Source organism: Streptomyces sp. NBC_00005 (assembly GCF_045160215.1).
In the GTDB taxonomy this organism is placed as follows: domain Bacteria; phylum Actinomycetota; class Actinomycetes; order Streptomycetales; family Streptomycetaceae; genus Streptomyces.
This window is the reverse complement of record NZ_CP108317.1, coordinates 24,213-46,148: the sequence shown is the minus strand read 5'-3', so window position 1 is coordinate 46,148 and position 21,936 is coordinate 24,213. Positions and strand designations below refer to the sequence as shown.

At 68.9% G+C, this 21,936-nt stretch carries 23 protein-coding genes; 4 read left to right on the top strand and 19 right to left on the bottom strand.

Going from position 1 to position 21,936, the window contains the following annotated elements:
- Positions 1-12: 12 nt before the first annotated feature.
- Positions 13-1,020 (bottom strand): hypothetical protein, encoded by a 1,008-nt coding sequence (locus OG303_RS50730; RefSeq protein WP_331724030.1) that lies wholly within the window; start codon positions 1,018-1,020, stop codon positions 13-15.
- Positions 1,021-1,107: 87 nt separating this feature from the next.
- Here OG303_RS50730 and OG303_RS50725 point away from each other — a divergent pair, with 87 nt between their 5' ends.
- Together OG303_RS50725 and OG303_RS50720 are read left to right on the top strand one after the other, a co-directional pair.
- Positions 1,108-1,599: a DUF6233 domain-containing protein gene (locus OG303_RS50725; protein ID WP_331724029.1), complete on the top strand. Its 492-nt coding sequence runs from the start codon at positions 1,108-1,110 to the stop codon at positions 1,597-1,599.
- Positions 1,596-1,799, top strand: a complete 204-nt coding sequence (locus OG303_RS50720; RefSeq protein ID WP_405877988.1) for a hypothetical protein — start codon at positions 1,596-1,598, stop codon at positions 1,797-1,799. The genes OG303_RS50725 and OG303_RS50720 overlap by 4 nt, the downstream gene beginning before the upstream one ends.
- A 24-nt stretch (positions 1,800-1,823) precedes the next feature.
- Here the strand turns inward: OG303_RS50720 and OG303_RS50715 are convergent, their stop codons facing one another.
- From OG303_RS50715 to OG303_RS50700, 4 genes are all read right to left on the bottom strand, one after another.
- Positions 1,824-2,030 (bottom strand): DUF6417 family protein, encoded by a 207-nt coding sequence (locus OG303_RS50715; protein ID WP_331724028.1) that lies wholly within the window; start codon positions 2,028-2,030, stop codon positions 1,824-1,826.
- Between the two features lie 330 nt (positions 2,031-2,360).
- A complete protein-coding gene (locus OG303_RS50710) occupies positions 2,361-2,912 on the bottom strand; it encodes a hypothetical protein (protein ID WP_331724027.1) in 552 nt (183 codons plus the stop codon).
- Positions 2,913-3,180: 268 nt separating this feature from the next.
- Positions 3,181-4,095, bottom strand: a complete 915-nt coding sequence (locus OG303_RS50705) for a Ku protein (RefSeq protein WP_331724026.1) — start codon at positions 4,093-4,095, stop codon at positions 3,181-3,183.
- A 153-nt stretch (positions 4,096-4,248) separates the two neighbouring features.
- Entirely contained in the window at positions 4,249-5,625 is a 1,377-nt protein-coding gene (locus OG303_RS50700) for an ATP-binding protein (protein WP_331724025.1), read from the bottom strand.
- A gap of 153 nt (positions 5,626-5,778) precedes the next feature.
- On the opposite strand from OG303_RS50700, the gene OG303_RS50695 reads away from it, so the two are divergent.
- Entirely contained in the window at positions 5,779-6,606 is an 828-nt protein-coding gene (locus tag OG303_RS50695; protein WP_405877984.1) for a ParA family protein, read from the top strand.
- Positions 6,603-7,514: a hypothetical protein gene (locus OG303_RS50690; protein ID WP_331724023.1), complete on the top strand. Its 912-nt coding sequence runs from the start codon at positions 6,603-6,605 to the stop codon at positions 7,512-7,514. Before OG303_RS50695 ends, OG303_RS50690 begins: the two co-directional genes overlap by 4 nt.
- 96 nt (positions 7,515-7,610) lie before the next feature.
- Here OG303_RS50690 and OG303_RS50685 read toward each other — a convergent pair whose 3' ends face one another.
- From OG303_RS50685 to OG303_RS50620, 14 genes are all read right to left on the bottom strand, one after another.
- Complete coding sequence (locus OG303_RS50685; protein WP_331724022.1) at positions 7,611-8,342, bottom strand: hypothetical protein; 732 nt, start codon at positions 8,340-8,342, stop codon at positions 7,611-7,613.
- Entirely contained in the window at positions 8,339-9,067 is a 729-nt protein-coding gene (locus OG303_RS50680; protein WP_331724021.1) for a hypothetical protein, read from the bottom strand. Before OG303_RS50680 ends, OG303_RS50685 begins: the two co-directional genes overlap by 4 nt.
- Positions 9,068-9,135: 68 nt before the next feature.
- The gene (locus OG303_RS50675) at positions 9,136-9,639 is read right to left on the bottom strand and encodes a hypothetical protein (RefSeq protein ID WP_331724020.1); all 504 of its coding nucleotides are present in this window, start codon (positions 9,637-9,639) and stop codon (positions 9,136-9,138) included.
- A 55-nt stretch (positions 9,640-9,694) separates the two neighbouring features.
- Positions 9,695-10,024 carry a WhiB family transcriptional regulator gene (locus OG303_RS50670; RefSeq protein WP_331724019.1) on the bottom strand — a complete coding sequence of 110 codons (330 nt, stop codon included), beginning with the start codon at positions 10,022-10,024 and terminating at the stop codon, positions 9,695-9,697.
- Positions 10,025-10,334: 310 nt separating this feature from the next.
- Entirely contained in the window at positions 10,335-10,802 is a 468-nt protein-coding gene (locus tag OG303_RS50665; RefSeq protein ID WP_405877981.1) for a Pycsar system effector family protein, read from the bottom strand.
- A gap of 36 nt (positions 10,803-10,838) precedes the next feature.
- Positions 10,839-11,183, bottom strand: coding sequence for an RRQRL motif-containing zinc-binding protein (locus tag OG303_RS50660; protein ID WP_405877996.1), 345 nt, complete (start codon positions 11,181-11,183; stop codon positions 10,839-10,841).
- 734 nt (positions 11,184-11,917) lie between these two features.
- Positions 11,918-14,098, bottom strand: coding sequence for a hypothetical protein (locus OG303_RS50655; protein WP_331724015.1), 2,181 nt, complete (start codon positions 14,096-14,098; stop codon positions 11,918-11,920).
- On the bottom strand, positions 14,095-15,168 hold the full coding sequence (locus OG303_RS50650; protein WP_331724014.1) for a hypothetical protein: 1,074 nt from the start codon (positions 15,166-15,168) through the stop codon (positions 14,095-14,097). Before OG303_RS50650 ends, OG303_RS50655 begins: the two co-directional genes overlap by 4 nt.
- 105 nt (positions 15,169-15,273) lie before the next feature.
- Positions 15,274-16,551 carry a hypothetical protein gene (locus OG303_RS50645; protein ID WP_331724013.1) on the bottom strand — a complete coding sequence of 426 codons (1,278 nt, stop codon included), beginning with the start codon at positions 16,549-16,551 and terminating at the stop codon, positions 15,274-15,276.
- Positions 16,552-16,557: 6 nt separating this feature from the next.
- Complete coding sequence (locus OG303_RS50640) at positions 16,558-16,833, bottom strand: hypothetical protein (RefSeq protein ID WP_331724012.1); 276 nt, start codon at positions 16,831-16,833, stop codon at positions 16,558-16,560.
- 3 nt (positions 16,834-16,836) lie between these two features.
- Positions 16,837-17,832, bottom strand: a complete 996-nt coding sequence (locus OG303_RS50635; RefSeq protein WP_331724011.1) for a bifunctional lytic transglycosylase/C40 family peptidase — start codon at positions 17,830-17,832, stop codon at positions 16,837-16,839.
- A 190-nt stretch (positions 17,833-18,022) separates the two neighbouring features.
- Complete coding sequence (locus tag OG303_RS50630; protein WP_331724010.1) at positions 18,023-19,687, bottom strand: FtsK/SpoIIIE domain-containing protein; 1,665 nt, start codon at positions 19,685-19,687, stop codon at positions 18,023-18,025.
- Positions 19,688-19,916: 229 nt separating this feature from the next.
- Positions 19,917-21,077 (bottom strand): hypothetical protein, encoded by a 1,161-nt coding sequence (locus tag OG303_RS50625; RefSeq protein ID WP_405877977.1) that lies wholly within the window; start codon positions 21,075-21,077, stop codon positions 19,917-19,919.
- Positions 21,078-21,098: 21 nt separating this feature from the next.
- A complete protein-coding gene (locus OG303_RS50620) occupies positions 21,099-21,914 on the bottom strand; it encodes a hypothetical protein (protein ID WP_331724008.1) in 816 nt (271 codons plus the stop codon).
- Positions 21,915-21,936 lie beyond the last annotated feature (22 nt).

Here is a 21,936-nt window from a genome sequence, read left to right as displayed (position 1 = left end):
TGTTCGGCGCCGTCATGAGGCGCGCGGGAAGACGGCGGCGGGGCCAATGATGCCGGGGCCGAACTTGTCGCGGACGCGGTCGACGGCGACTTCGGCCACCAGCCGGGTCTCACGGTTGCCGTCCAGGCTGAGCTGTCGCGCAACCTGGTCGGCGTCGACCAGGTCCTCGCCGCGCAGCGCGAGAGAGGTGAGCCGGCCCCGCTGAAGCCCCGCGGCGTCCATCAGCTGGTAGGTGAGAAGGCGCAGGTCGTCCTCGTGCGCGGACGGCTCGGTCAGGCGGCGGGTCTTGTCCCACTTCGGTCCGCCGGCGAACGTCAGCGTGAGCGTGAGGGCGCGCGCGGCCTGCCCACGGCGGCGCAGCTCGGCACCGAGCCGCACGACCAGGCCGAGCAGAGCCGAACGCGCGCCGGCGCCGTCAAGGACGTCGCGGGGGAAGCGGTGGCGGACGGTCGCGGAGGCGGGCTGCAGGCGTGGGGTGACGGTGCGGGGGTCGATGCCGCGGGCCCGGTCGACGGCCGTACGGCCGGCCTTCGCCCCGAGCAACCGCTGGACCGTCTCCGGCGGGAGCGCGGCGAGCAGGCCGACGCGGTCGATGCCGTAGCGCTGGAGGGTGCCGGCCTGGTGGGGACCGATGCCGTGCAGGTCCTCCACCGAGAGCAGGGCGAGCCAGTCGGCGACGTCGGCCGGCTCGATGGCCAGGACGCCGCCCGGGTGGGGAACCTGCGCGGACGCTGTGGCGGCGACGGTGATGGTCGGGCCGATGCCGACGCGCACGTCGGCACCGAAACGGGAGACCGTCCGCAGCCGCAGCATCTCCCCCAGGTGGGAGGCGGTGGCGCCGTGATAGCGCAGCGCGCCGCGCAGGTCCGCCAACGCCGCGGTGGGCGGCAGGGCCTGCACCACCGGCGACAGCTCCCCCATCTGTTCCAGGACCTGCCGGTACAGCTCTTCCGGCAGCCGCTGCGGGCAGCGCACATGCATCACCACACCCGGCCCGCGCCCGGTCCACTCCAAGCTCATCCGCGCTCACCTCCCCCGCCACGTTATCGAACAAAGAATCGAACACGCGAGTGCGAAAGACGTGATCATGGGCCTAGAATCAAAAATATGTTCGATCACGCGCGGGATCTTCCGGACGATCTGGAGCGGCTCCAGACGCTGCGGATCTGGCACGCCCTGTGCCTGGACCGGATCGACCGCAAGATCGCTTACCTGCAGGAGCGGCAGGCCGCAGAGGAACGCGGCCGGGCGCGCCGCCCGCCGACACCGGACTGGATCCTCGAACTCAACCGCACCACGGGACACCCCCTGGCCGTGCACGTCGGCGACTGCGGCATGACCGGCCACCGAACACAGCCCGTCAGCCACGACAGCGCCCGCCGCCTCCTCACCACCGACCAGGTGCCCGCCTGCCCGTTCTGCCGCCCGGACACCGAACTGCACATCGTCGACTTAGCCGACCGGCCTGCCGGGCTCCAGGCCCGAACGCCGGCAGGCCCGTCCCTGGCGCGTGCGGCGCGACTCGAACAGCCGTGTCATTCCGGCGGCTATCCTGCGAGCGAGGTGACTGGCGTGTGTCACCCGGAACAGGAACCATGATGTCGACTCCCCCGCCCCCGATCTCCGAGCCGGACCCGTCCGCACTGACCTGCCCCGGTGACCGTGTCGGCCTGTGTTCCGGGTGCCAGCGCAAGACGCACAAGTACGGCAGCGGCGGCTGTCCCCTGTGCCAGTGGTGCATGGCGCCGGTGCAGGAGAAATGGGGCCCGGGCGTGGGCTACACCAGCACGCGCGGCTGACCCCACCCGCCGGCAGCGCTGACGTCAGTTCTCGGACGGGATGCGCGCAGCGATCTCCCGTGCCAGTCGGTCCGCCTCCGGCGACACCGGACCATCCTCCTGCGCGACGGTCAGCAGCAGCCGGAGCAGGTCATGCGCCTCTTCCAAGGTGAGCAACGCCAGCCGTTCGACGGTGCCCTTGAGAGGTGCGAAGTCGACCTTGTCGAGATCGAGGGGATCGTAGTCATCCATGTCCGGCGCAACGTGATCCGCAACTGCCGGGTCACGGGCAGGTCCGCGTGCGCGTGACTGCCGCAAACTAGTGGGACGCACACCGTGACTGGATAGCTTGGCTTACTGCACCCCCGAAACGACCTCCCGGTGCCCAAGCCCGCTCCGTCACCTGCACCCGGTACGGAGCCAGTGTTGCGCCGCTGCCGGAGAGACCGGTTCACTCCAGCCTGTCGGATGAGGTGTGGCGCTGGCTCGGCTCTCTGGGACTCCGCTCCCGCCCTCCCTGCCCGCCGGTGATCGTGGTGGACGAGCAGGGGCGCCACCTGCAGGGGCCCGGGAGTGGGGCACTCACTGATAGGCCCAGTACAGCCTGATTGCCGATGAGATCGAGACCAGGATTGCTCCCAGAAGGACCATCGACCAGGAGAACGCCTGATTCGCCAACTCCCCGAGCCTGCGCGCGTCGTCCTTTCCGCTTGCGCGGATGACACCAAGGTTCCGCGCGACCACCCGTTGCGCGCGGAACAGGGCCACGGGAGGAAGCTCCAGAAAGGCTTCCTTCGACTGGGCCCTCATCGTTTTCCACGTCCGGGTCGCCAACGTGGCAGCATCCTTCCGGCCGTTGAAGAGGGCTCTGACTGGGACAAGGAGCAACACCCCAACCATGCCCCCCAGCGTGATCCCTAGCAGAGAGCCGACTGCGCGAGGGGTGGACCAAAGCTCGATCGTGAATCGCAGCGCCACCTTCAGGAAGTCGGGAATCTGGGCCCGTTCCACCAGGTCTTGGTATTCCTTAAGTGCGAACCACGCACGCACGGCTGACCCCAGCCCCCCGAGAAGACCCCCCACTAGGGTGAGCCAAGATGCAGTCTGCGTCACGCTTGCCGGCATCGTGCCCATGCTCCTCCAACCTTGATTGCCCATTCCGCCAGATCGAGCCGGTCAGTTTTTCCGTAGCCACTCCCAGATGCCACATACGTCGGCACCACGACTCCGCGAGGAGGTCTCACCGCACCCGGCCCGGCCAGCGCGACTAAGTCACGGCAGGATCTGCCCGCTCGCGCCGGACAATAGACCGGCCTAGCGTGCGGAGATGGACTCCGAGGTGCTGACGTGGAACCTGCACATCACCAAGGTGTAGTGCTCTGGAGGGGAGGAGGACGCCGTATCAGGCGCTGCGTGGCCTGCGTCCCGTCGCCTTCTTCGTGGTCTTCTTCGCCGCGGTCTTCTTCGCGGCCGTCTTCTTGGCCGGCTGCTTCTTCGCGGTCTTCTTCGGCATCTCGTGGACGTCGGCATCCTCGCCGCGCGAGGCCTTGGCCTGCTGGACGGACTCGTTGAGGGCAGCCATGAGATCGAGGACCTTGCCCGGCTGCTCAGGCTCCGGGACTTCGGGGAGCGGCTTGTCTTCCCGCTTCGCCTCGATGATCTTCGCCATGGCGTCGGTGTAAGCGTCCTCGAACTCCGGGCCCTCGAGGTCGTCGCGGCTCATCGACTCCATCAGCGCGAGCGCCCCCTCGATCTCCTCTTCCGACACCATCTCGGTCGGTGGGTCGACAGCGGCCGGATCACGGACTTCGTCAGGCCAGCGCATCGCATGCAAAACGATGGCATTTTCGCGCACCCTGAGCAGGCCCAGGCGTTCCCGGCCCGACCAGGCGTACTTGGCGATCGCCACCTTCGACGACCTGCTGAGAGCCTGCCGCAGAAGCTTGTACGGCTTCGCCGCCACCTGCCCGTCCGGCACCAAGTAGTAGCCCTCCCCGATACGGATCGGATCAATGGACTCCAGCGGCACGAACGCCTTGATCTCGATCGCCTTCGCCGTCGGCAGCGGCAGCTCCCGCAGCTCCGCATCCGAGATCGGCACCACCTGGTCCTTGGCGTACTCGTAACCCTTGCCGATCTCCGACTGGGAAACCTCACGATCCTCGGTTTCGCAGTACTTCCGCACCCGCACCCGGCCCATGTCCTGCAGGTGGTACTGGTGGAACTGGATGCTGTGATTCTCGGTGGCGCTAGCCACGTGGATAGGCACGGTAACCAGGCCAAACGAGATGGCGCCGCTCCAAATGGTTCGGGGCATGGAAAACCCTCCGCAGTACGCCCCGAGCCCTCTCAGCCTAGAAGCAGCACCCACACCTGGCACCCCCGTCGCAGCCGTCCGCCACCGCAGCCGCGTTGTTTGCTCGCCGGCACGCTGACCTGCCGTGGTCAGGCCGCCTACGAGGGTACTGAACTACTCGCTCAGTACCGTGATGGCGTGTGTCTGGGCCCATTGGAGGATCCGGGGTTTCAGGTCTCCAGACCACGCAATGGACCGGATCTCTCCGTCTCGGGTGATGGGTGCCGCTTCGGCGATGCCGAACGCGTGGAAGAGTTCATCGGCCAACACCGATGCTGCCTGTACGAGGCCGGTGCCGCCGTCAGCGAGGTCGTCCAGCAGCGCTGCCGCCTGGCTGTCGGCGTAGGCACAGAACTGTGTGCTGAGCGCTCTGCGCCGGCCGCTGACGGGACTGACGTCGTCGATCCGGAAGGGTGGGAACGGGGTCATGCTCGGCTTGGGCGGTCCCTCATGGTGCGAGTGGGGGGCGTCCACGAGTGCCGCCTTGATCAGGGCGGCGCCGGTCGCGCCGGCACGGTCGCGGGCATGCGAGCCGAGCAAGTACAGCGCGGAGAGCAGCTCGTAGACCACGGTGTCGGGCTCCGCCCACGCGAATTCGACCATTTGCTCCGTCTCGGTACGGCCTCCCAGGCGCATCGCCGTGCCGCCGGACCCGTCACGATGCAGTTCGCAGCGGTTGTACCAGTACCCGTCTGGGTTCCCTCCCTGGGCGATGAGGCGCCGGGAGCCGATGCGCACATCGGTGAAGAGCGGTTCGTTATCGCCAAGGAACGAAGCGGTGGTGAGCAGCTCGTTCTTGTACCGGTTGTAGGACGCCTGCGTGATCTGCATGTCGCCGGGGTCTTCCGGGGTCAGCGACACCAGCAGGTGGGCCACGTTGCTTGCGGGCAGCCCGGTCAGCAGCTCGCGCTCGGTGTCCTGCAGGCGCTGGCCTCGGTCGGCGGCGGCGCTGAACCGGCGGTAGTAGGCGGTAGCGACATCGGTCTCCGTGAGCCAGTCGGTCTTGCTGGCCACCCGGCGGGGATAGCGCAGCGCCTTCTCGGTCTGCTTGGTTGGCGGGGCAGTGACCGCGTGCGGTCCCTGCGGGCTGCGTTGTACCGCGAGGATGAGGAATCCCTTGCCCGGAGTGGCCGGGTTGTGCAGGGGGCGCATTTCGAACCGCACCGGGGGCGCGGTGTTGCGGGCTACAACCTGGTGGAGATGACGCTGATGGGCATCTGATACGTCGCTGTCCATGACCTGCGTCGGGATGCCCTTCGTGTCGGCCATGCCGACCACGATGATCCCGCCGATGTGGTTGGCGAAGGCGGCGATGTCCTTGGCGAGCTCTTCCTTGCCCTTGTCGTCCGCGGCCAGCAGTTCCCGCTTGTAGTCCAGATCCTCTGCCTCAGCAGCTTCCGGGTTGTTGGCCAGAGCAGCAAGATCGGCGTAGGTGACGGCGTCCAGCGGGCCGCCAAGAAGCGCCTCCAGGCGCCGTGAGCGAAACAGCATGAACGGACGCTAGCCGACAACGGCAGGCGGACTCCGGCCCTTTAACCGTGGGGGTGGGAACAGCTGTGGCGTCGACGGCCATTACTCCCCCACTGTCGCGTGCCAGTCGCCCTCGGCTGAAAGGCGCCTTGTCGATACTCTTCCCTCCGTGAGTTGGGCGTATCGACCGAAGGTTCTGACATGAGCAGAGTTCTAGCGGTGTACAGCGAGAAGGGCGGCGTGGGCAAGTCCGCCTTGTCCGCGGGCCTGGTCGCGGCCGCGCGGAAACGGAAGCTCGGTGTCATCGCCGGCGACCTCGATCCCCGGGGAACCTTCACGGCGGAGCTCGGGATCTCCGCCGAGGATGCTCCCAAGTTCTCCATGAACGACCTGCTGGCGCTGGACCCGAAGGGCGAGACCGGGTTGGCCGCGGACGCGTTCGCGCCGGCCTCCAAGGCCTGGTCGGGAGTGCACGTCATCGCCGCAGAGCGGGCGTTGGCCAACCGGGAGACGGACAACGTGGCTGTCGGGCTCGAGTTCCGGCTGAGGCTGGGGCTAAAGGGCGTGGTCGAGGAGGACATGGTCGGCATTCTCGATCTGCCGCCCCGGGCCGGCGGAAAGCTGGTGACGTCGGCCCTGGTGGCCGCTACCGACGTGGTCATCCCGGCAACGCTGGATGAGGACGGCCGGATCGGCGCGGCGGAGGCTCTGAGCACGATCAAGCTTGTCAAGGACCTGGGGATGAACCCGGATCTGCGGGTGGTCGGCATCATCCCGTCGATAGTGCCTGGTGGCCGCAGCACCCTGAAGGACGCCATAGGGGAGTACCTGGCGGACACGTACGGCGCCCTCTACCGCGATGATCTGGTGATCCCCCGTCACTCGGTGAGGCAGCAGACCAGGTTCGCGTGCGTGCCCATCACCGATGCGCCGGGCCGTGAGGCACAGGCGCTCACCGACGTCTACGACCGGATTCTCACGGCATCAGGAGTGGAAGCGTGAGCACTAACAAGCTCATTGCGGCGGGGAACAGCCGCCTGAAGAAGGCCCCCGATTCGGCCGTCGACCCCGCAGTGCCCGCAGAGCTGCAAAAGCGCGCAGCCGCAACTGCCGCGAGGCAGGACTCGGTCGACAGTCAGGAGCCCAGCGTCTTCGCTCATGGCAGGGTCCTGAGCGCCGGCGACATCACCGGCACCCCGGAGGAGCAACTGGCCTACGTCACCGAGCGACTCCACGAGATCGACCTCGCCGGCAAGCGCGCTGAAGACTTCACCGTCCTGAACAAGGCGGTACTGCTGGAGGTCGCCCAGGAGCGCCAGCTTCACCTGGTGGCCGGCCACAACAACTTCTCGGTGTGGGCGGCCGACGTGCTCGACATCGAGCCGAAGTATGTGTTCGAAGTGCTGCAGGATGCGGTACGTATCCGGGCGATCGGCGAGTTGGGGCCCGACCTCGCGCAGCATCTGACGCGGGCGTCGGCCCGCAAGGTCATGGCGGAGGTGATCAGCAGTCAGGGCCTGGAAACCGCCCAGGTCGTTATGACCGAGGGACTGACTCAGGCCGCGGAGCAGGGCAAGAGGCGGCCGACCGCCTCGCTGCTCACCTCGATCGCCAAGAGCTTGACCATGCCCTCCATTCCGACGCAGGAACCGAGGTCAGAAATTTCTGACCCCCCGGCGGCACCGTCGGTGCCCCCCGAGGTCACGGCGCTGGAGCGAGCGACTACCTCACTCAAGGAACGCGTCTACGCACCACTGGCGCCTGCTGCGGTACAGGCTGCACTGGACGCCGATCCCGACGCCGTTGAACAGCACCTGGAGGACCTGCAGAGCGAGCTCGCGCGGGTCACCAAGCGACTCAACGCCGCTCGCCGCGCTCTGGCCGTCGTACAGCCGTCCGACCCTGAGTAGGACCGTCGGAGAGGTCAGAAATTTCTGACCTCCTTCAACGCAAAAGAGCCCCGGCCTCCGTGTCACGGAGGCCGGGGCTCTTTGAGGATGATGCTGTCAGCCGCGATCGGCGTCAGGTGTGCCATGCCGGGCGGCAGGCGCTCGCGTGGCGTTGGCTGTTTCGACGGCTGCCGTCAGCAGCGCGGCGGCGTCGCTCTCGTACGGGTCCCGGTAGGTCGCATGGTCGGAGACGTGGAACACGGCGCCCTTCACGACCAGCTTGAATCCGGGTACGGCGGTGTCTGACTTCTCTTCCAGTTGGGCGTTGAGGCGGTCGACGTCGCGGTCGATGTGCCGGGTCTGGGTGTAGGGGCCGAGGCGGAGCAGGAGGTATCCGGTGTTGTCCGGCCTGCGGGCTTCGACGTGGACGCCGTACAGCGCCGGGGGCATGCCGACGTCGTCGGGGAGGGGCAGGTCGGCCGCGGCGTGGGTGAGCATCGCGTAGGCCGGCTGCCAGATGCCGAGGATCGCGGCCGTCTCGCAGCGCAGCCAGCCCCTGCCTGTGTAGCCGAGTTGGTGGCCGTGGCGGTAGGCCGCGGCGTGCGGGGTGTCGGGGTGAATGAGGGTGACGGCGATCAGGTCGGGGCCATGGTCGTCGCCGGGGCGAGGTTGAGCGCGTTCGATGAATGGGCCGACCCGTACGGCAGCGTCCTGGTTGCAGCCGGGCGTCCAGGGCTGCGGATTCTTGCGGGCGGCGAGCATCGCGCGGAACTGGTCGACGGCGGCCTGGTCCTCGGGGGCCAGGGCGCCGGACGCATGGCCGCAGCGACGGAGGAGACGACGCTTCATCGGGTGACCTTCTGCTCGGTGGCGGGTGCGTTCGCGTCGGCGGCCGGAGTTTGTGCGGCGCTCGTCTCGAGCTCGTGGTGGCGCTGTTGGAGGTGGTCGATGGCCTGGTGGTCGGTGACGACCGTTTTGATCAGGGCGCGCTGGTACTCCATGCCGGCGAACAGGCCGCGGTGGTAGCGGCATTGGTCCTGGGCTTCGGCGCAGGCCGGGCAGTCCTCCCAGTCCAGGGCGTCGTACGGTGCGGTCTCCGGTCCGGGGCGCTCGGGGTCTGTCTGGTGGTGTGCGAGGGAGTCGGGGCTGGGGGTGAACAGGTCTTCCTGCCAGGTGGGCGGCAGGTCACGGAGGTAGACGGCCAGGGCGGCCGCGATGGGCCGGTAGTGCTCGTAGAGCGATGCCCAGATCCGTTGGGCCTCGGTGTCGGGGTCGAACCGCAGGGACAGCTGGTGGGCGTCGCGGGCGTAGGCCTGGATCTTCACGCGGCGCTCCGGCCAGGTGCTGCTGTCGATGCCGGCCTCCACGGCCGCACCCAAGATCCGGGTGTCGTGGAGGAACTCCGGGGCTAAGAGCGATGCGGCGAGGGCGTCGGCTGTGGCGGGGTCGCGGCGGGCGAGCGCGCCCACGGCCTGGTCGGTGAGGAAGGCCCAGCGGCGTGCCCAGAAGTCTGCGTTGCTGTACGCGGTGGCGAGCATCCGGGTGCGCAGACGCGTGAGGTGAGTGGTCGTCATGAACGGGGTCTCCTTGGATGGCGGGACGGTTCGAGCTGGTGGGGCCGCGGGGTTACCGGCGCCGGTCGTCAGCGGGCCAGCCGTCGCAGGGGCGGGACGGTCTGGACGCTGTGGCAGTCGACGGGGGTGACGCTGTGCGGGGAGCGACCGTGGGTGGGGCGCAGTTCGGCGAGGATCTCGATCAGGTCGTCCTCGGTGTCGAGCAGGATGTCGACGTACCCGCGGGTGCAGGTGCACGGCACGATCAGGGTGAGGACGTCGCGGGCGCCGTCGGCCTCGCTGATGTGCAGGGTGTGGTGCAGCCACAGTCCGCCGTCCAGCCACGCCACCGCCGACGGCTCGAACCGGCGGCCGCCGACGCCCTCCCAGGCCGGGTAGCCCTGCCAGTCCGTGACCTCCAGGACGTGCGAAATGCTGTTCAGGTAGGCCCGGTAGATGTGGTGGGCAGCGGTGGTCTGGGCGTCGTCGCGCTGTTCGTCCTCGCTGGGTTCGTCGACGTCGGCCGCGAGATCCAGCAGGTACGCGATTGGGGAGTCCGCCGCGTACGGAAGCTGTGCCAGGGTCTTGGTCATCGTGGCTCCGTTTGGTGAAGTGGTGCGCCGGGCCGGGCTGTCCGGCCCGGGAGGCTCAATTCGCGGGCAGAGCCAGCGCGTCGATCCAGTCGGGTCCGAGGCGCCGGGCCAGGCGGCTACGCAGCAACGTGCGCTCGCCCGCGGTGGTGGCCGCCCACACGCCAGTGGGGGTCTCGTCGGGGTTGGCGAGCGCCCATCGCAGGCAGCCCTCTGCGATCGGGCAGTGCCGGCAGGCGGCTTTGGCGGTGCGGATGCGGTCGGCTGCGGCCGGGTCGGTGGCCTCGCCGCGGGCGACGTCGAACGTGCGGGGGCTGCGGCGGCATGCGGTCGGGCTCGCGGGCGCGGGGAACGGGATGCGCTGGTCGTGCTGGACGGTGGTGCCCATGGGTCTCCAATCGCCGGCTCAGGCGTGGTTGTCGGTGGTCGAGGTGGGGCGGTGGTCCGACACGAAGCGGCCGGAGCGGGATTCGTCGGGGTGCGCGGCGATCCACTCTTCGGCGCAGGTCTTGTGCGCGGCCTGTCCAGGCTGATGGGGGTGCGCCTCTTGCTGTGTGATCGTGTGCGGCCGGGTGGGTCACGCGCGGCAGATGGAACGCTCCCTTCGGGCTCGCCGTGTCGGGCCACGCTGTCCGGTCCTGCGCCGGGTCCCGCCGCGCGCCGACTGGCGGCGCAGGGCGGGGCGGGACGCAGGACCGTCAGAGCAGCGCGCTGAGAGCGGCCAGAAGGAGCAGGGCCAGGGCAGCGAGGCTCATATCGACTGCGCGCCGCAGCTGGCTGAACTTGCCGACGGCGAGGCCGGACAGGACCCGGATGCGGGCGGCGCGGGTGTCGCCCTGCATGCTGGCGCGGATCGCGTCGTCGTCCAGGCCTGCCCAGTACGGGAAGGACGCGCGGTCGTTGCCACCCAGGCGGGGCCGGACGACTAAGAGCAGCAGTACGGCGGCCGCCGCCAGGGCGAGCACGGCGGCCGCGCCGAAGGCCTGCGTGACGGCCGGCAGCGGGTGGTCGACGACTGCGGCGAGTCCGGCGAGGACGGCTCCGTCGAAGGCCAGGAGCAGGGATGCCTTCCCGTCGGTTCGGGCGATCTCTGCCTCGACCGTCGTACAGGCGGTGTCCAGGTTCTTGTCCGTGTCGGTGTCCGGGGCAGAGGTGTCGGTGGTCACGACGGTGCTACTCCTCATCAAGGTCGGATGCGGGGGTCAGGCGGCCAGCTGGTGGGCCGGGGGAGCGAGGTAGGTGCGCGGGTCGGCGGGCGTACCGTCGTGGCACTCCAGGCACATCCCGAGGGTCTTGAGCGGAAGGCAGTAGTGGTAGCGCCGGCCGCACGGGCCCGGGCAGGTCTGCCGCGCGGCCATCGCCTTGTCGAGCGCGGCCTCCTGAGCGAGCGTCGGCACCCTTTTGGGTCGGGCCAGGCGGAGGTCGTAGAGCAATGCGCGGCCGCGGTGAGTGCGGGGGCATGACCATGCGGGCCGGTAGCGGCAGCGTGCGCAGCGAAGGATGCCCACGGGCCCGTGTCCTCCGGGGCTGACGTCTCGCTCCCGCAGCTGGCGGCGGGTGACGAGGTGGTCGGGGCAGGCGGCGCCGCGGTCGTACTCCGGCAGATCACCGGCGCCGCGCGGTAACCGGACCTGCGTGCAGCGTCGGTGGCGGGGGCGCTGTCGCATCACCCGCTCCAGGTGCCGGGCAGCCGGACGGGACGGCGCGGGTAGCGGGGGCCCGGTCGCATGGGGCGGGGTCGGCCGATCCGGCGGCGCAGTCGGGGGATGAGCACCTCGGGGTCCTCCAGCAGGTTGAGGCAGACGGCCGCGCCCCGCCGGCGATGTGGCTGTCCGGCGGGGCGCGGTGATGCTGTTGCAGTGGCGGCTACGGCACGGGCGAGGCGGGCGTGGAGGGGGACGTCGTGGCCGGCTGAGTCGCGGGCGAGCTGCCCGCGCCGGCATCCCTGGAATGCATGCCGATCCACAAACCGATCAGCGCTCCCACAATCAGCAGGACCTTGTGCCGGTTGGCCTTCCACCAGGTCGGCGGGGGCGGCTCAATCAGCACGCCTATGACGGCAGGGCCTTTCGCCACGACGGGATCTCCTTCTCGGATCGCGGACTGAGGTGGTGTTGAGGCCGGGCGGCCTGTCCGGACCTCGCGACCCACGCCGGAGCACGGGAGGGCAAGGACCAGGCGGAGCGCCCGGAAGACGGCACGAGGTGTAGCCGGAGTTTTGTGCGCTGGCATGCTGATGGCCCGCACCTTGGGTGCGGGCCATCAGCGGTGGAACAGCGGATTAGTCGGAGGGAAGCTGCTTCCCGCTCTCTGCGTCGTATGCGATCCCGGTGGGGGAGAGGCGGACAGTCCGGGATTCCGCCCGAGAGCCTTCCTTCCATTTCCTTCCGCCGACCGATATGCGGACTGTCACGTCGGCGAGAGAGTCCTTGACCGGCAGCTTGATCTCAGGTGCTTTGGGGAACCAGCGGTCTTCACCTCGGGTGGTGTAGGCGCTCTGCCCGGAGGCCTGGACTGCGTCAATGCGCAGGTACCTGGCGTTGCGATCGGCGTACGAGCGGAGCTCCACGACGACGCTGTCCCTGTCGCTGCTCCATTGGGCCACAAGGTCCGTGTCCACGCCGTCGACGCGAAGTGCGGCACCTGACCTGCCCTTGTAGGCGGCGGCTTTCTGCTGGCGTTCCTGGGTGTGCTGTTCGTTCTGGGCGTTCTGCCACACGCAGGCGCCCGCGATGGACAAGGTGGCGATCGCGGCAACGTAGGGCCAGGTGCGCCGACGTGCCGACGCGGGTTGTTCGTCGTCAAGCGGCGGTACGGGTGTGGGCGGCTGGGGCGCGCTATGCCATGCGGGGGATGTACTGTCGCCGCTCTTCTCGAACCATTCGGCGTCGTCGTTGCCCATGCGGGCGACGGTAGCGCGCAGTTGGGCGGCCTGTCCGCGGTCACCACGCAGTTCCGCCACCTGTGCCCGGGTCTCCAACCAGGCAAGCGCCTGGGGGGAGTTGAGCCCGTGGGCGGTGATGTCCTCGCGCTCAAGAACGGCGGCCAGCTGGGCGGCTTCGTTGAACCGGCCGTCCATCGCGGCCTGGAGGACGCTCTCGTGCCGGGCAAGGTCGAACTGCGCAGGCCCACCGCCGATGACGTTCGGTGGCAGCGTCTCCCAGTCCCAGTCGTCGTCACCGTTCGTGAACGGCGCGTACAGGTCCTGGCTCGGGTCGACGTCAGCGCCGGTGTCCTGGATCGGCTCCGTGACCTGCTCGGTCGCGGTGGCAGTGTCCTGTTCGACGGCCAGGGCCTGCTGTGCCATGCGGCGCCGTGACGAGGTGTCCGTGAGTGCGGCTTCCTCATCGGTGAGGACGGTCTGGACGATGTCGACGTAGTCGGGGCCGACCTTCCACACGGCCTGCCCCGGATCGAGCGCCGGGATCCTTTCGACTGCCCAGGCGGGCAGACCGAGCAGGGCGCCGACGATCGCGGCCTCTTCCGGGTTCAGGCGTCCGACGTGGGCGATCTCGCACAGCCGGGCCAGGTCGCGGGCCTTGCCCTCTCCCAGGTCGGACAGCGTGTGCATCACCACGTCCAGCGACAGCCCGGCCTTCCGGCTGTTCTTCAGCAGCCGCTGAATCAGCTCGGACGTGGCCGGGGACAGCAGGATCTGCCACGCCTCCTCCAGCACCAGGTGCCGGTGTACGGCGGTCGACTGACGCAGCCACACATGCTCTGCCCAGCAGCTGACCGCGGCCATCAGCGACGGGATCGCCGGGGAATTGCGGTCCAGGTGGGAGAAGTCGAAGGAGATGATGGGCAGGTCCGTCTCGGGCAGGCTCGCGCCCTGGCCGTCGAACAGGCCGCGCAGGGAGCCTTCGGTGTAGCGGGACAGGCCGATCGCCGCGCCCTCGCCCCACGCGGTCAGCTTGGCGGCCGGCCAGCGGCCGTCTTCCGGGCTGACCAGGGCGTCCACCAGGCCGTTGAGTGAGGTCGCCTTGGGGTGGTTCAGCGCGTGCTGCAGGGCGTGGGTGGCCTGGAAGGTGAGAGCGCCCGGCTCGACCGCCAGGATCAGCGACCGGACCAGCTGCTCGCGAACCTCGGGCGGGAACAGTTCACTGACCGGGTTGAGGGTGAAGGCGCCGGCCTCGATGACCCGGCCACCCAGGGAGCGCGTCAGCGGCGCCCACTCGCCCGCGTTGTCCTCGCCGAAGGAGTCGATGACGACGAACTGGTGGCCGTGCTCGATGATCTCGCGGTGGGCCCGTGTCTTCGCCGTGGTGCTCTTGCCGGAGCCGAGACCACCCAGGGCGAGCGAGTTGGTCGACGGCAGCAGTGCGGCCTGGACCTGAACGGGGGAGAGGTGGAAGGGCCTTCCATCGAGCAGGGACCGGCCGATCGGGATGCCGGCGAAGGCGGTGTTGGAGGCGACCAGTGGCGCCGTGATCGCGGCGTGGGTGGTGGGCAGACGAATCACAGGATCGCCCCTTTCCGTGTGGAGGCTCCGTGCGGGGTGGTCATCACGTGCGCACGGTGCTGCTGGCCGGCGAGCCAGTCGAGATGGATGCGGTGCCGGTCGGCCGTGAGGGAGGCCTGCCAGCGGGCTTCGGTGACGGTCTCGGGGCTGTCACCGAACACCGTCAGGTAGGCGTCCAGGTCCACGAGGGCCGCGCCCTGGACCAGCTCGCCGTGCGTCGTGCCGCTGGCGATGTCGTGCGCGTCCTGCTTGACCTTGTCGTTGACGAAGGCCTCGGAAGCGGCGCGCTGCCACTTTGCGGACCGGCGGGACTGGCCCGCCGGCAGGGGCCGGTACAGGACGGCGAGGGACCGGTCGGTGCCCGGCCCGAGCAGCAGCTTGGGCATGAGGCCGCCGTCCGTCTCTCCCGGCCAGGCGGTGATGCGGGCGGTCGCCACGTAGCGGCCGTCGTCCAGGCCTGCCCAGCCGGAGCCGCGTTCGGTCACGGCGGGGACCGGATCCGGGGTGAGGGGGGTCAGCGCCCCGAGGCTGGCGAACTCGCCTTCCATGGTGTCGAGGACCCGGGCGGGGTGGCTGATCAGTCCCTTGGGGACGTGGACCGTGATGGTCTGGGTGTGGTCGGTGCAGTCGCGGGCCGTGGTGTGGTGGGTGACGTGCACCTGGACGCCCGCATTGCGGGCCTGCCCGCCGGCGAACGTGAGGGCGCGGGCGAACGCGCTGTGGAACGCGGCCCGGCGCTGCGGGTCCTGCATGGTTCCGTGCTCCGGGTACAGCGCCCACGTCGTGGTCGTGCCCGGGTGGGCGGCGATCGTGTCCGGGATGCTGCGCTCGCGCAGGTGCCGGTAGCCGACCGTCGCCCACCGGGCGAGCGAGCGCGGCCCCGGCGCGAGGTTCAGCACGGCGGCCGCGGCGCCCACGGCGGCGAACGTCCACACCGGGGGCGGGGTGATCATTGCCGACATCATTACGGCGCTCCCGAGCCCGGCGTTCGCCTTGGTCATCAGGGTTTCGGTGCGGCTGAGTCCGCGCTGCAGGGCGGGGATGCGGTAGCCAGGAGTCAGGGTGTACACGGGAGCAACCTCCTGAAGTCTGTGGGTGAGCGCGCCCGGCCCCGGCGCTCTCTCCTGCCGCCGGGTGACAGGGCAGGAGAGAGCGCCGGGGCCGGAAACCGGCTCTTACGGGGTGTTCGGCTGGCCCGGGGCCAGCCGCGGCGTCGCAGCCGGGCCTTGGGGGCTCGGCTGCGGGGTGGGGGAATTGACTGGCTGGCCGGCGGGGGCCGCGGCCCCCGCCCTGGTGGTGCGGTACTGCTCGCGCACCTCCCGCAGCTGCTGACGACGGGCCGCGCTTTCGCTCGCCTCCCGCCGCTCCTTCGCGACGGCCGACGTGGTGGTCAGCCGTCCCTGCCGCTCCTTCGGCGTGATGCCGTAGGCGGCGAACAGGACACCGCGGTCCTGGGACATGGAGCGGCCCGGGGTGTTCACGGTGCGGGGACCGCGCGGGGCGTTCTCCTTCTCGTAGACGTCGGGTGCACCGGCCCGCATGACCGCATGGGCCAGCGGGCTGGGGGTCCTGCTCTCCACGTAGGACCGGGCGGCGCCGGCGACCTTGGGTCCGAAGTACGGCACACCGTGGAAGATCATCCGCAGCATCAGGACGTCCGCGGCGACCAGCAGGATGCTGTCGACGACCAGCGAGCCCTTCGTCATTTGGACGAAGGGTGAGACCAGCAGCAGTGCGAACGGGGCGAACATGAGCCCCAGCAGGCGCTGCGCCCACGTCTTGACCGCTGACGTGTCTCCCCCGCGTGCCAGCGATGCCAGCACCAGGGGAGCCACGCAAACGAAAGCGAGAATGCCGAGCTGGCGCGTGATGAACACGAGCACAGCGAAAGCGAGGGCGACCACGAGCGCGGCGAAGATCAGCAGCTTCGCCAGCGGATTTGCCGAGTCCGCCCCGTGCTGGAGGTCGTCGCTGATCGCGCCGAACAGGGTGGACTCGTTGCTGTTGAACGCGGCCGTGAACGCGCCGCTCACGGCCTTGTTCAGCAACATGACGGCCCCGGGGACCGACGCCATGCCGGCGACGGCCACCAGGGTCCAGCCGGTCGATGCGCCCATCTGCTTGAGGCGGGGTGCGCCCTGCCAGGCGGTCAGGGCGCACACGACGATGACGCTCACGAAGATCGCGACGGCCAGGTGCTGACCGAGCCACAGGAACGGCTCGTACAGCCCGCTGTCGGATCGCGCGGGCGCCCACGCATCCTTCGGCGCAATCAGATCAATCGCCTTCTTGATCAGACTGTCGGCGAGGTGCCTGATGTTGTCGGCGGCGTCACCGGTGACGCCGCCTCCTCCGCTGCCCGTGCCGGGTGGCCCGTCCGAGCCGCCCGGGTCCCTCGTGCAGTAGTCGTAGCCCGGCGTGCCCTTCAGGGCGTCACACGGATCATTGGCCATAGCGGATCAGCCCTTGGCCTGGGTGACGGTGCTGAACAGGGTGTCGCCGTACAGCGCGAGCACGACCGCGACGAACAGGGTGCCGATGGCCATCGACCCCTTCCGCAGGGCGCCCTTGGGGTCGCCCGACAGCTGCAGCAGCATGCGCAGCGCGATGATGGCGATCACGGCCGCGATCCCCTTGGTGACCAGGCCACCGCCGGTCAGGCCGATGGTGTCGAAGAAGTCCTTGAAGCCGACGGACATGTCCTGGGGCTTGGCGAGCAGGGTGAACTTGGGCATGGGTCAGATCTCCTTGTTGTGACGGGAAACGGGACGGCCGACGGCGATCAGGTCGGTCATGGTGTCCATGGGGTCGTAGCGGACCTGGGTGCCGGGCCGGGGAGCGTCGAGAATCCAGCCGCCGCCGATGTAAATGCCGACGTGGTGAATGCTCGAAGGGCTGGAGCCGTAGAAAACGAGATCCCCGGGCTGTACATCTCCGGGCTTGACGGGCTCCGACGCGGCGTACTGCTGTGCCGCCGTGCGGGGGAGGGAAATCCCTGCCTTCGCGTAGGCGTACAGCGTGAGCCCGGAGCAGTCGAAACCGGTGATTTCTTTTCCGGAACGGCCTTTGGGTGAGCAGCAGGTTCCCGTACTGGGACCGTGCGCGTCGCCGCCGCCCCACGAATACGGGGTGCCGAGCATTGCCTTTGCCGCGTTGATGGCAGTGGCGGCCTGCGTTGTGGTCGCCGTCTTGCTTCCGCTGGACGGCTGGTCGGCAAGGGCCTTGATGGATTGGACGTAGTTCTGTGTCTCCTTGTAGGGAGGCACGCCCCCGTATTTACGGACGGCGCCGCTTCCGGCGTTGTAGGCGGCCAGCATGTTGCTCTGCTTGTCGCCGGGCACGCTCTTGACGTCGTCAGCTATGGAGCACAGGTACTTGGCTGCCGAGGGGATCGCGTCTGCGGGATCCCACACGTCGCGTTTGCCGTCATCGTTGCCGTCGATTCCGTGGGTTTCCCACGTGGACGGCATGAACTGTGCGATGCCTTCCGCACCGACCGGCGAGTGGGCTTTCGGATTGAAGTTGGATTCCTGTGTGAGAAGCGCGGCGAGCAGATTCGGAGTGACGGCGGAGCAGGTGTTTCCCGCGTCCTGGATCAGGGTTTTGTAGTCGGTGGGAACGGACAGGCTGAGCGCCGTTCCCACCGGGTCGTCGCCGGCGGCCTGCACGAGCGCGGCCAGGATGACGGCCGCGGTTGCTCCCGCGCCGATCGTGACGGCTGTAGAGGCGCGCAAGAGCCTCTTGCCTCCCTTCTGGGGCTTGTTGATCGTTTCTGCTGGTCAGATCCACTTCCGGAGTCCGCCAGGAGTCCGCCAGGAGTCCGCCAGGCACCCGCCGGGGCCTGCCGTACCGGCGGGTGAAAGCTGCCGGTCGGCGGGTGTGTGGCGGGTGCCTGGCGGGTGGTCCGGCGGGTGCTGTGGACGGTCACGAACCGGACTTGGCGGCCGCGATGAGGTCGGCGAGGTGATAGCCCCGCACGCCCTTTTCGTCCTTGCCTGAAGAGACACCGAGGAGCTTCGAGAGCTGCTTTCCTTGCTCTCCGGGCCTGGTGTCTGTGATCCCGAGGGCGGGAGCCAGGTCGGCCGTGTACATGAACTCGCCCCCGGCATTCCGCATCAGGTCGATCGCCTGCTTGAGTGGCGATCCCGATGCCTTTTCGATGGCCGCATGCTGCCGGTCGTAGACCTCATCGACGACTTCCCACATGAACTCATCTTTGAAATTGAATCCTCGGATGAGAGTGGAAGCTCCGTGCGCGAACAGCACGCCCTGTCCCTTGATGTCCGGGTCGAGAAGCGCCGGGTTGATCGGGGCAATCGTCTCGAAGTACGTGTCTCCGAGAGCAACTTTCGCGGTTCCTTCCGATGCCACGTACAGACACAGCCGGTACTGGAACTGATCACGGACCTTGACCGGAATTGCGTTCTGGGCCGGGCGCTGTGTCAGCATCACCACGGCGATCCCGGACTCCAGGCACTTGGAGACGAGTGACCGCGCCGTTTCAGCAATCCGGGCGGCATCCTTGATGCCGGCGGCTGTTCCGTCGTGCGCGAAGAAGTCTGCCGCTTCGTCAACAATGAAGAACACCGGCCTGAACTTGGGTGCGGGCTGCCGGTTCCTTTTCGCCTCCTGCAGCTTTACGTACCGACGCTCAGCGCGAGCATCGAGTTCGTCGGCCATATCCTCGAACACGGCCGGATTGTCGGATGCCTCGTATCGGACAGCGACTTTCTCGAAGTGCGTCAGCCCGCAGAATTTCCCGTCGAGCAGATACAGGTCGAACTCGCCGTAGGCGATCAGCAGGCAGGTGATCAGACCGTTGATGAGCGTGGTCTTGCCCGTCTGCGTCATGCCTCCGACCAGCAGCGACGCCTTGTCGAAGGTCTTCGCACCGGCCAGCTGCCCGACGACGTCGTGCCCGAAGGGCACCCCGGCGAAGGCCTCGATCTGCTGCCGGGTGGGCGCGGCGAACGGCCGGGTGTGCGGGGGCTCATCAAGCACCAGGAGCCGTACCCGACGCTCGTTGTCCCGGACGCGCTCCATCGTGGTGTGCATCCGGGTGCGGCCGAACATGCCGGCCACGTTCCCGAGCCGCTTTTCGACGTCCTTGTAGGTGCGCCCCTCCGGGGTCAGGAAGTCGTAGACGGTGCCCTTGCCCGGCTCCTTGACCGGCTCGATGGTGACCTGGTCGGCGCGGACGATTTCGTCCTTGCCGATGGCCCCGGCGGTGGCGAGCGCCCGGGTCAGCTCCGGATGCACCACAGCCGCCTCAGCGGCGGCCTGGTCGCCCCCGATCACAGCGGTGGCCGGCGCCTCCTGCTGCAGAGCCGCCGCTGTCGCGGGCTGCTTCTTGTCCGTCTGGCCTGCCCACATGCCTCTGAGGGCTGTGCGGACCTTCCAGGCCGTATAGCCGAGCAGTACCAGGACACCTGCGGTGAGCAGCACGGTGACCGGCCAGGACAAGCCCAGCTTGGCTTTGATCGCACCAAGGATGGCGAATACGGTCGCCAGTCCGCCGATCGCTCCGGCGGTCTGGCCGTACACGTCGTCGCTGGCTTGTCTGACCTGCTGTTTCTTCTTCTTTGCCACACCCTTCCTTCCTCTTGATCGCAGGGCGCGTGCAGGTCTCCCGCACACGTGCGATTGGGCGGCTTTCGTGGTGTCGCCGGGTCTGCTTGCTGGGTCTGCGGCAGGGCCGCTCGCCAGGTCACTCGCCGGGTCTGCACCGGTCGACTGCGATGTGCTTCCGGCAGTCGCAGCAAGGGCCAGCCCGCGCGGATGCGGGCTGGCCCTCACTGGTGGTGCCGGACAGGCTGGTTCAGGCGTCGGCGTCCTCGGTCTCCTCGTCGGTGTCCTCGGACGTGTCGGTCGACGAAGGCTTGGTGCCGGCGGTGTGGCTGGTCTCCTCCTTCGACATCAGCGCGGCCCACACCCGGCGCACCCGCTCCTCGCTGCCGACGAATCCGGCGTCGCGGAAGGCGCTCATGGCCTGGCGGTAGGACAGCGGCGGGTCGTCGGAGTAGCGCAGGTGCCGCAGGACGACGTCCATCTGACCGTCGGTCAGCCGCTCGCCGGGCTCCGGGACCGGCACGCCCGTGACGGCCGCGATGTCCGCGAGTGTGTCGGCCCGTGCCGTCGGGTCGGCCGGTGTGCCGGTTTCGGCACGCCCGCCGTGACGGTTTCCGTCACGGTTCTTCGCGAGACTTCCCTGACCTGTGTGACGGTCGTCGGTGTCCGTGCCGGAACCGGCACGACCGGCGGGCAGAGCGGGGGCAGTGGGTGTCCACGTGCCGAGTTCCGGCAGCCGGATTGCCGCGACAGTGTCCGGCAGCGCCTTCTCCGTGACGGTGCTCGCGGTGGCCTCTGCCTGCCCGTGCAGCTTGTCGGTCATCTTCTGCTGGGTCTTGAGTACCGACTTGCGGTACGCCGTCTCCGCTTCGGCCACCCGCTTCTCCAGCTCGGTCGCGAGCTCCAGCAACTCGATCCGGTGCGCGGCCTCCGCCTCCATCGTCTCCAGCTGATCGGATACCAGCTGGCGCTTGTGGGCGATGGCCTGCTGGGTGTCGGCCGACACCTTCCGTCCCAGCGACGGCAGGGCGATCCACCATGCGGTCTTGGTCGCGACGATGGCGATCGGCGTGAGGATCACGGCCAGGTCGAACCCGCCGGAGCCCTTCATGATCAGGTCGGCCGTGGGGATGGCCGCGTTGACGACCGTCAGGGCCAGGCCGGCGAACTGCACGCGCCGGGCGCGAGCCTTGTTGTTGCCGGACAGGATCTCCGTCGCCTGGAACACGACCCACAGAGCGTCCAGGGCTCCCACGGTCGGAACGGCCCATCCCCCGAACTTCGGCTCGAGGATCTGGTAGCTGACGGCCATCGACAGGATCGCCACGCCCAAGGTGACAGCCCCCAGGACGGTGAGGACCATCCCGCGCGGGGAGGGCGCCTGCGGCCACTTCCACTCTCGCTTGTTCACGTTCGTTCTCCCTTTGCTCGGTCAGCCGGTGGCCGTGCCGGACAGGCGGGCGACCTTGGCGACGTGGGTGTTCTGGTCGTCGACGGTGCGGCGCAGCTGTCCCGTCAGGGAGCGCGAGGTGCCGTAGTCGTCGATGTACGCGATCTGCCAGTCCGCGCCCTGGGGGTATCCGGCGGCGGCCAGCGCCGCGGTGTGTCCGTAGTCGGCGTCCGAGTGCTTCTCATGGGCCTCAGCGATCCGGACTGCGCGGCAGTCGAACGCCTCAGCGGCTCGCAGTGCGCGCTCCTGGGCATCGATCAGCCGGGAGACCGCGGACCGCCACTCAGCTCCGGCTTCCGGACTGCGCAGGTAGGCGTAGGCGGCCTCCATGCCTGTCAGCTCTCGCTGGTAGGCCTTCCAGAGGGCGTCGGCGTCCTGGACAACCTGCTTCAGGTCCTCGACGTAGGCGGCGTTGCGCCACTGATCCCGCGCCTGCTCGTACAGGTCGTCCAGGATGCCGACGGCCGCGCTCCTTAACACGCGTTCGGCTTCGTCATCCGTCCCGTAGGCGAGCTTCGGGTCGGTGCGAACGGCCGGACTGCACGGCTCCTCCTCGCGTCCCGTGAACGGCTGGAACTCGAACTTGAGCCAGGTCGGGTGGTGGTGAACCGCTTTCAGGTACGGCGGCAGGTGCGGCCGGAGACGATCGAAGATCTCGGTCATGCCCTCCGGGGTGATCCGGTAGTTGCGACCGAGGGCCGTCGACGTCTCCGTCACGAGGGCAGGGGCCGGAACCGGGTCGTGGTGGGGCAGGCCGTTGTCGTCCAGCGGCGCCCTGAGCGGAAGGGTGTGTGCCATGGGTCCTCCTCCTTGACCGGCC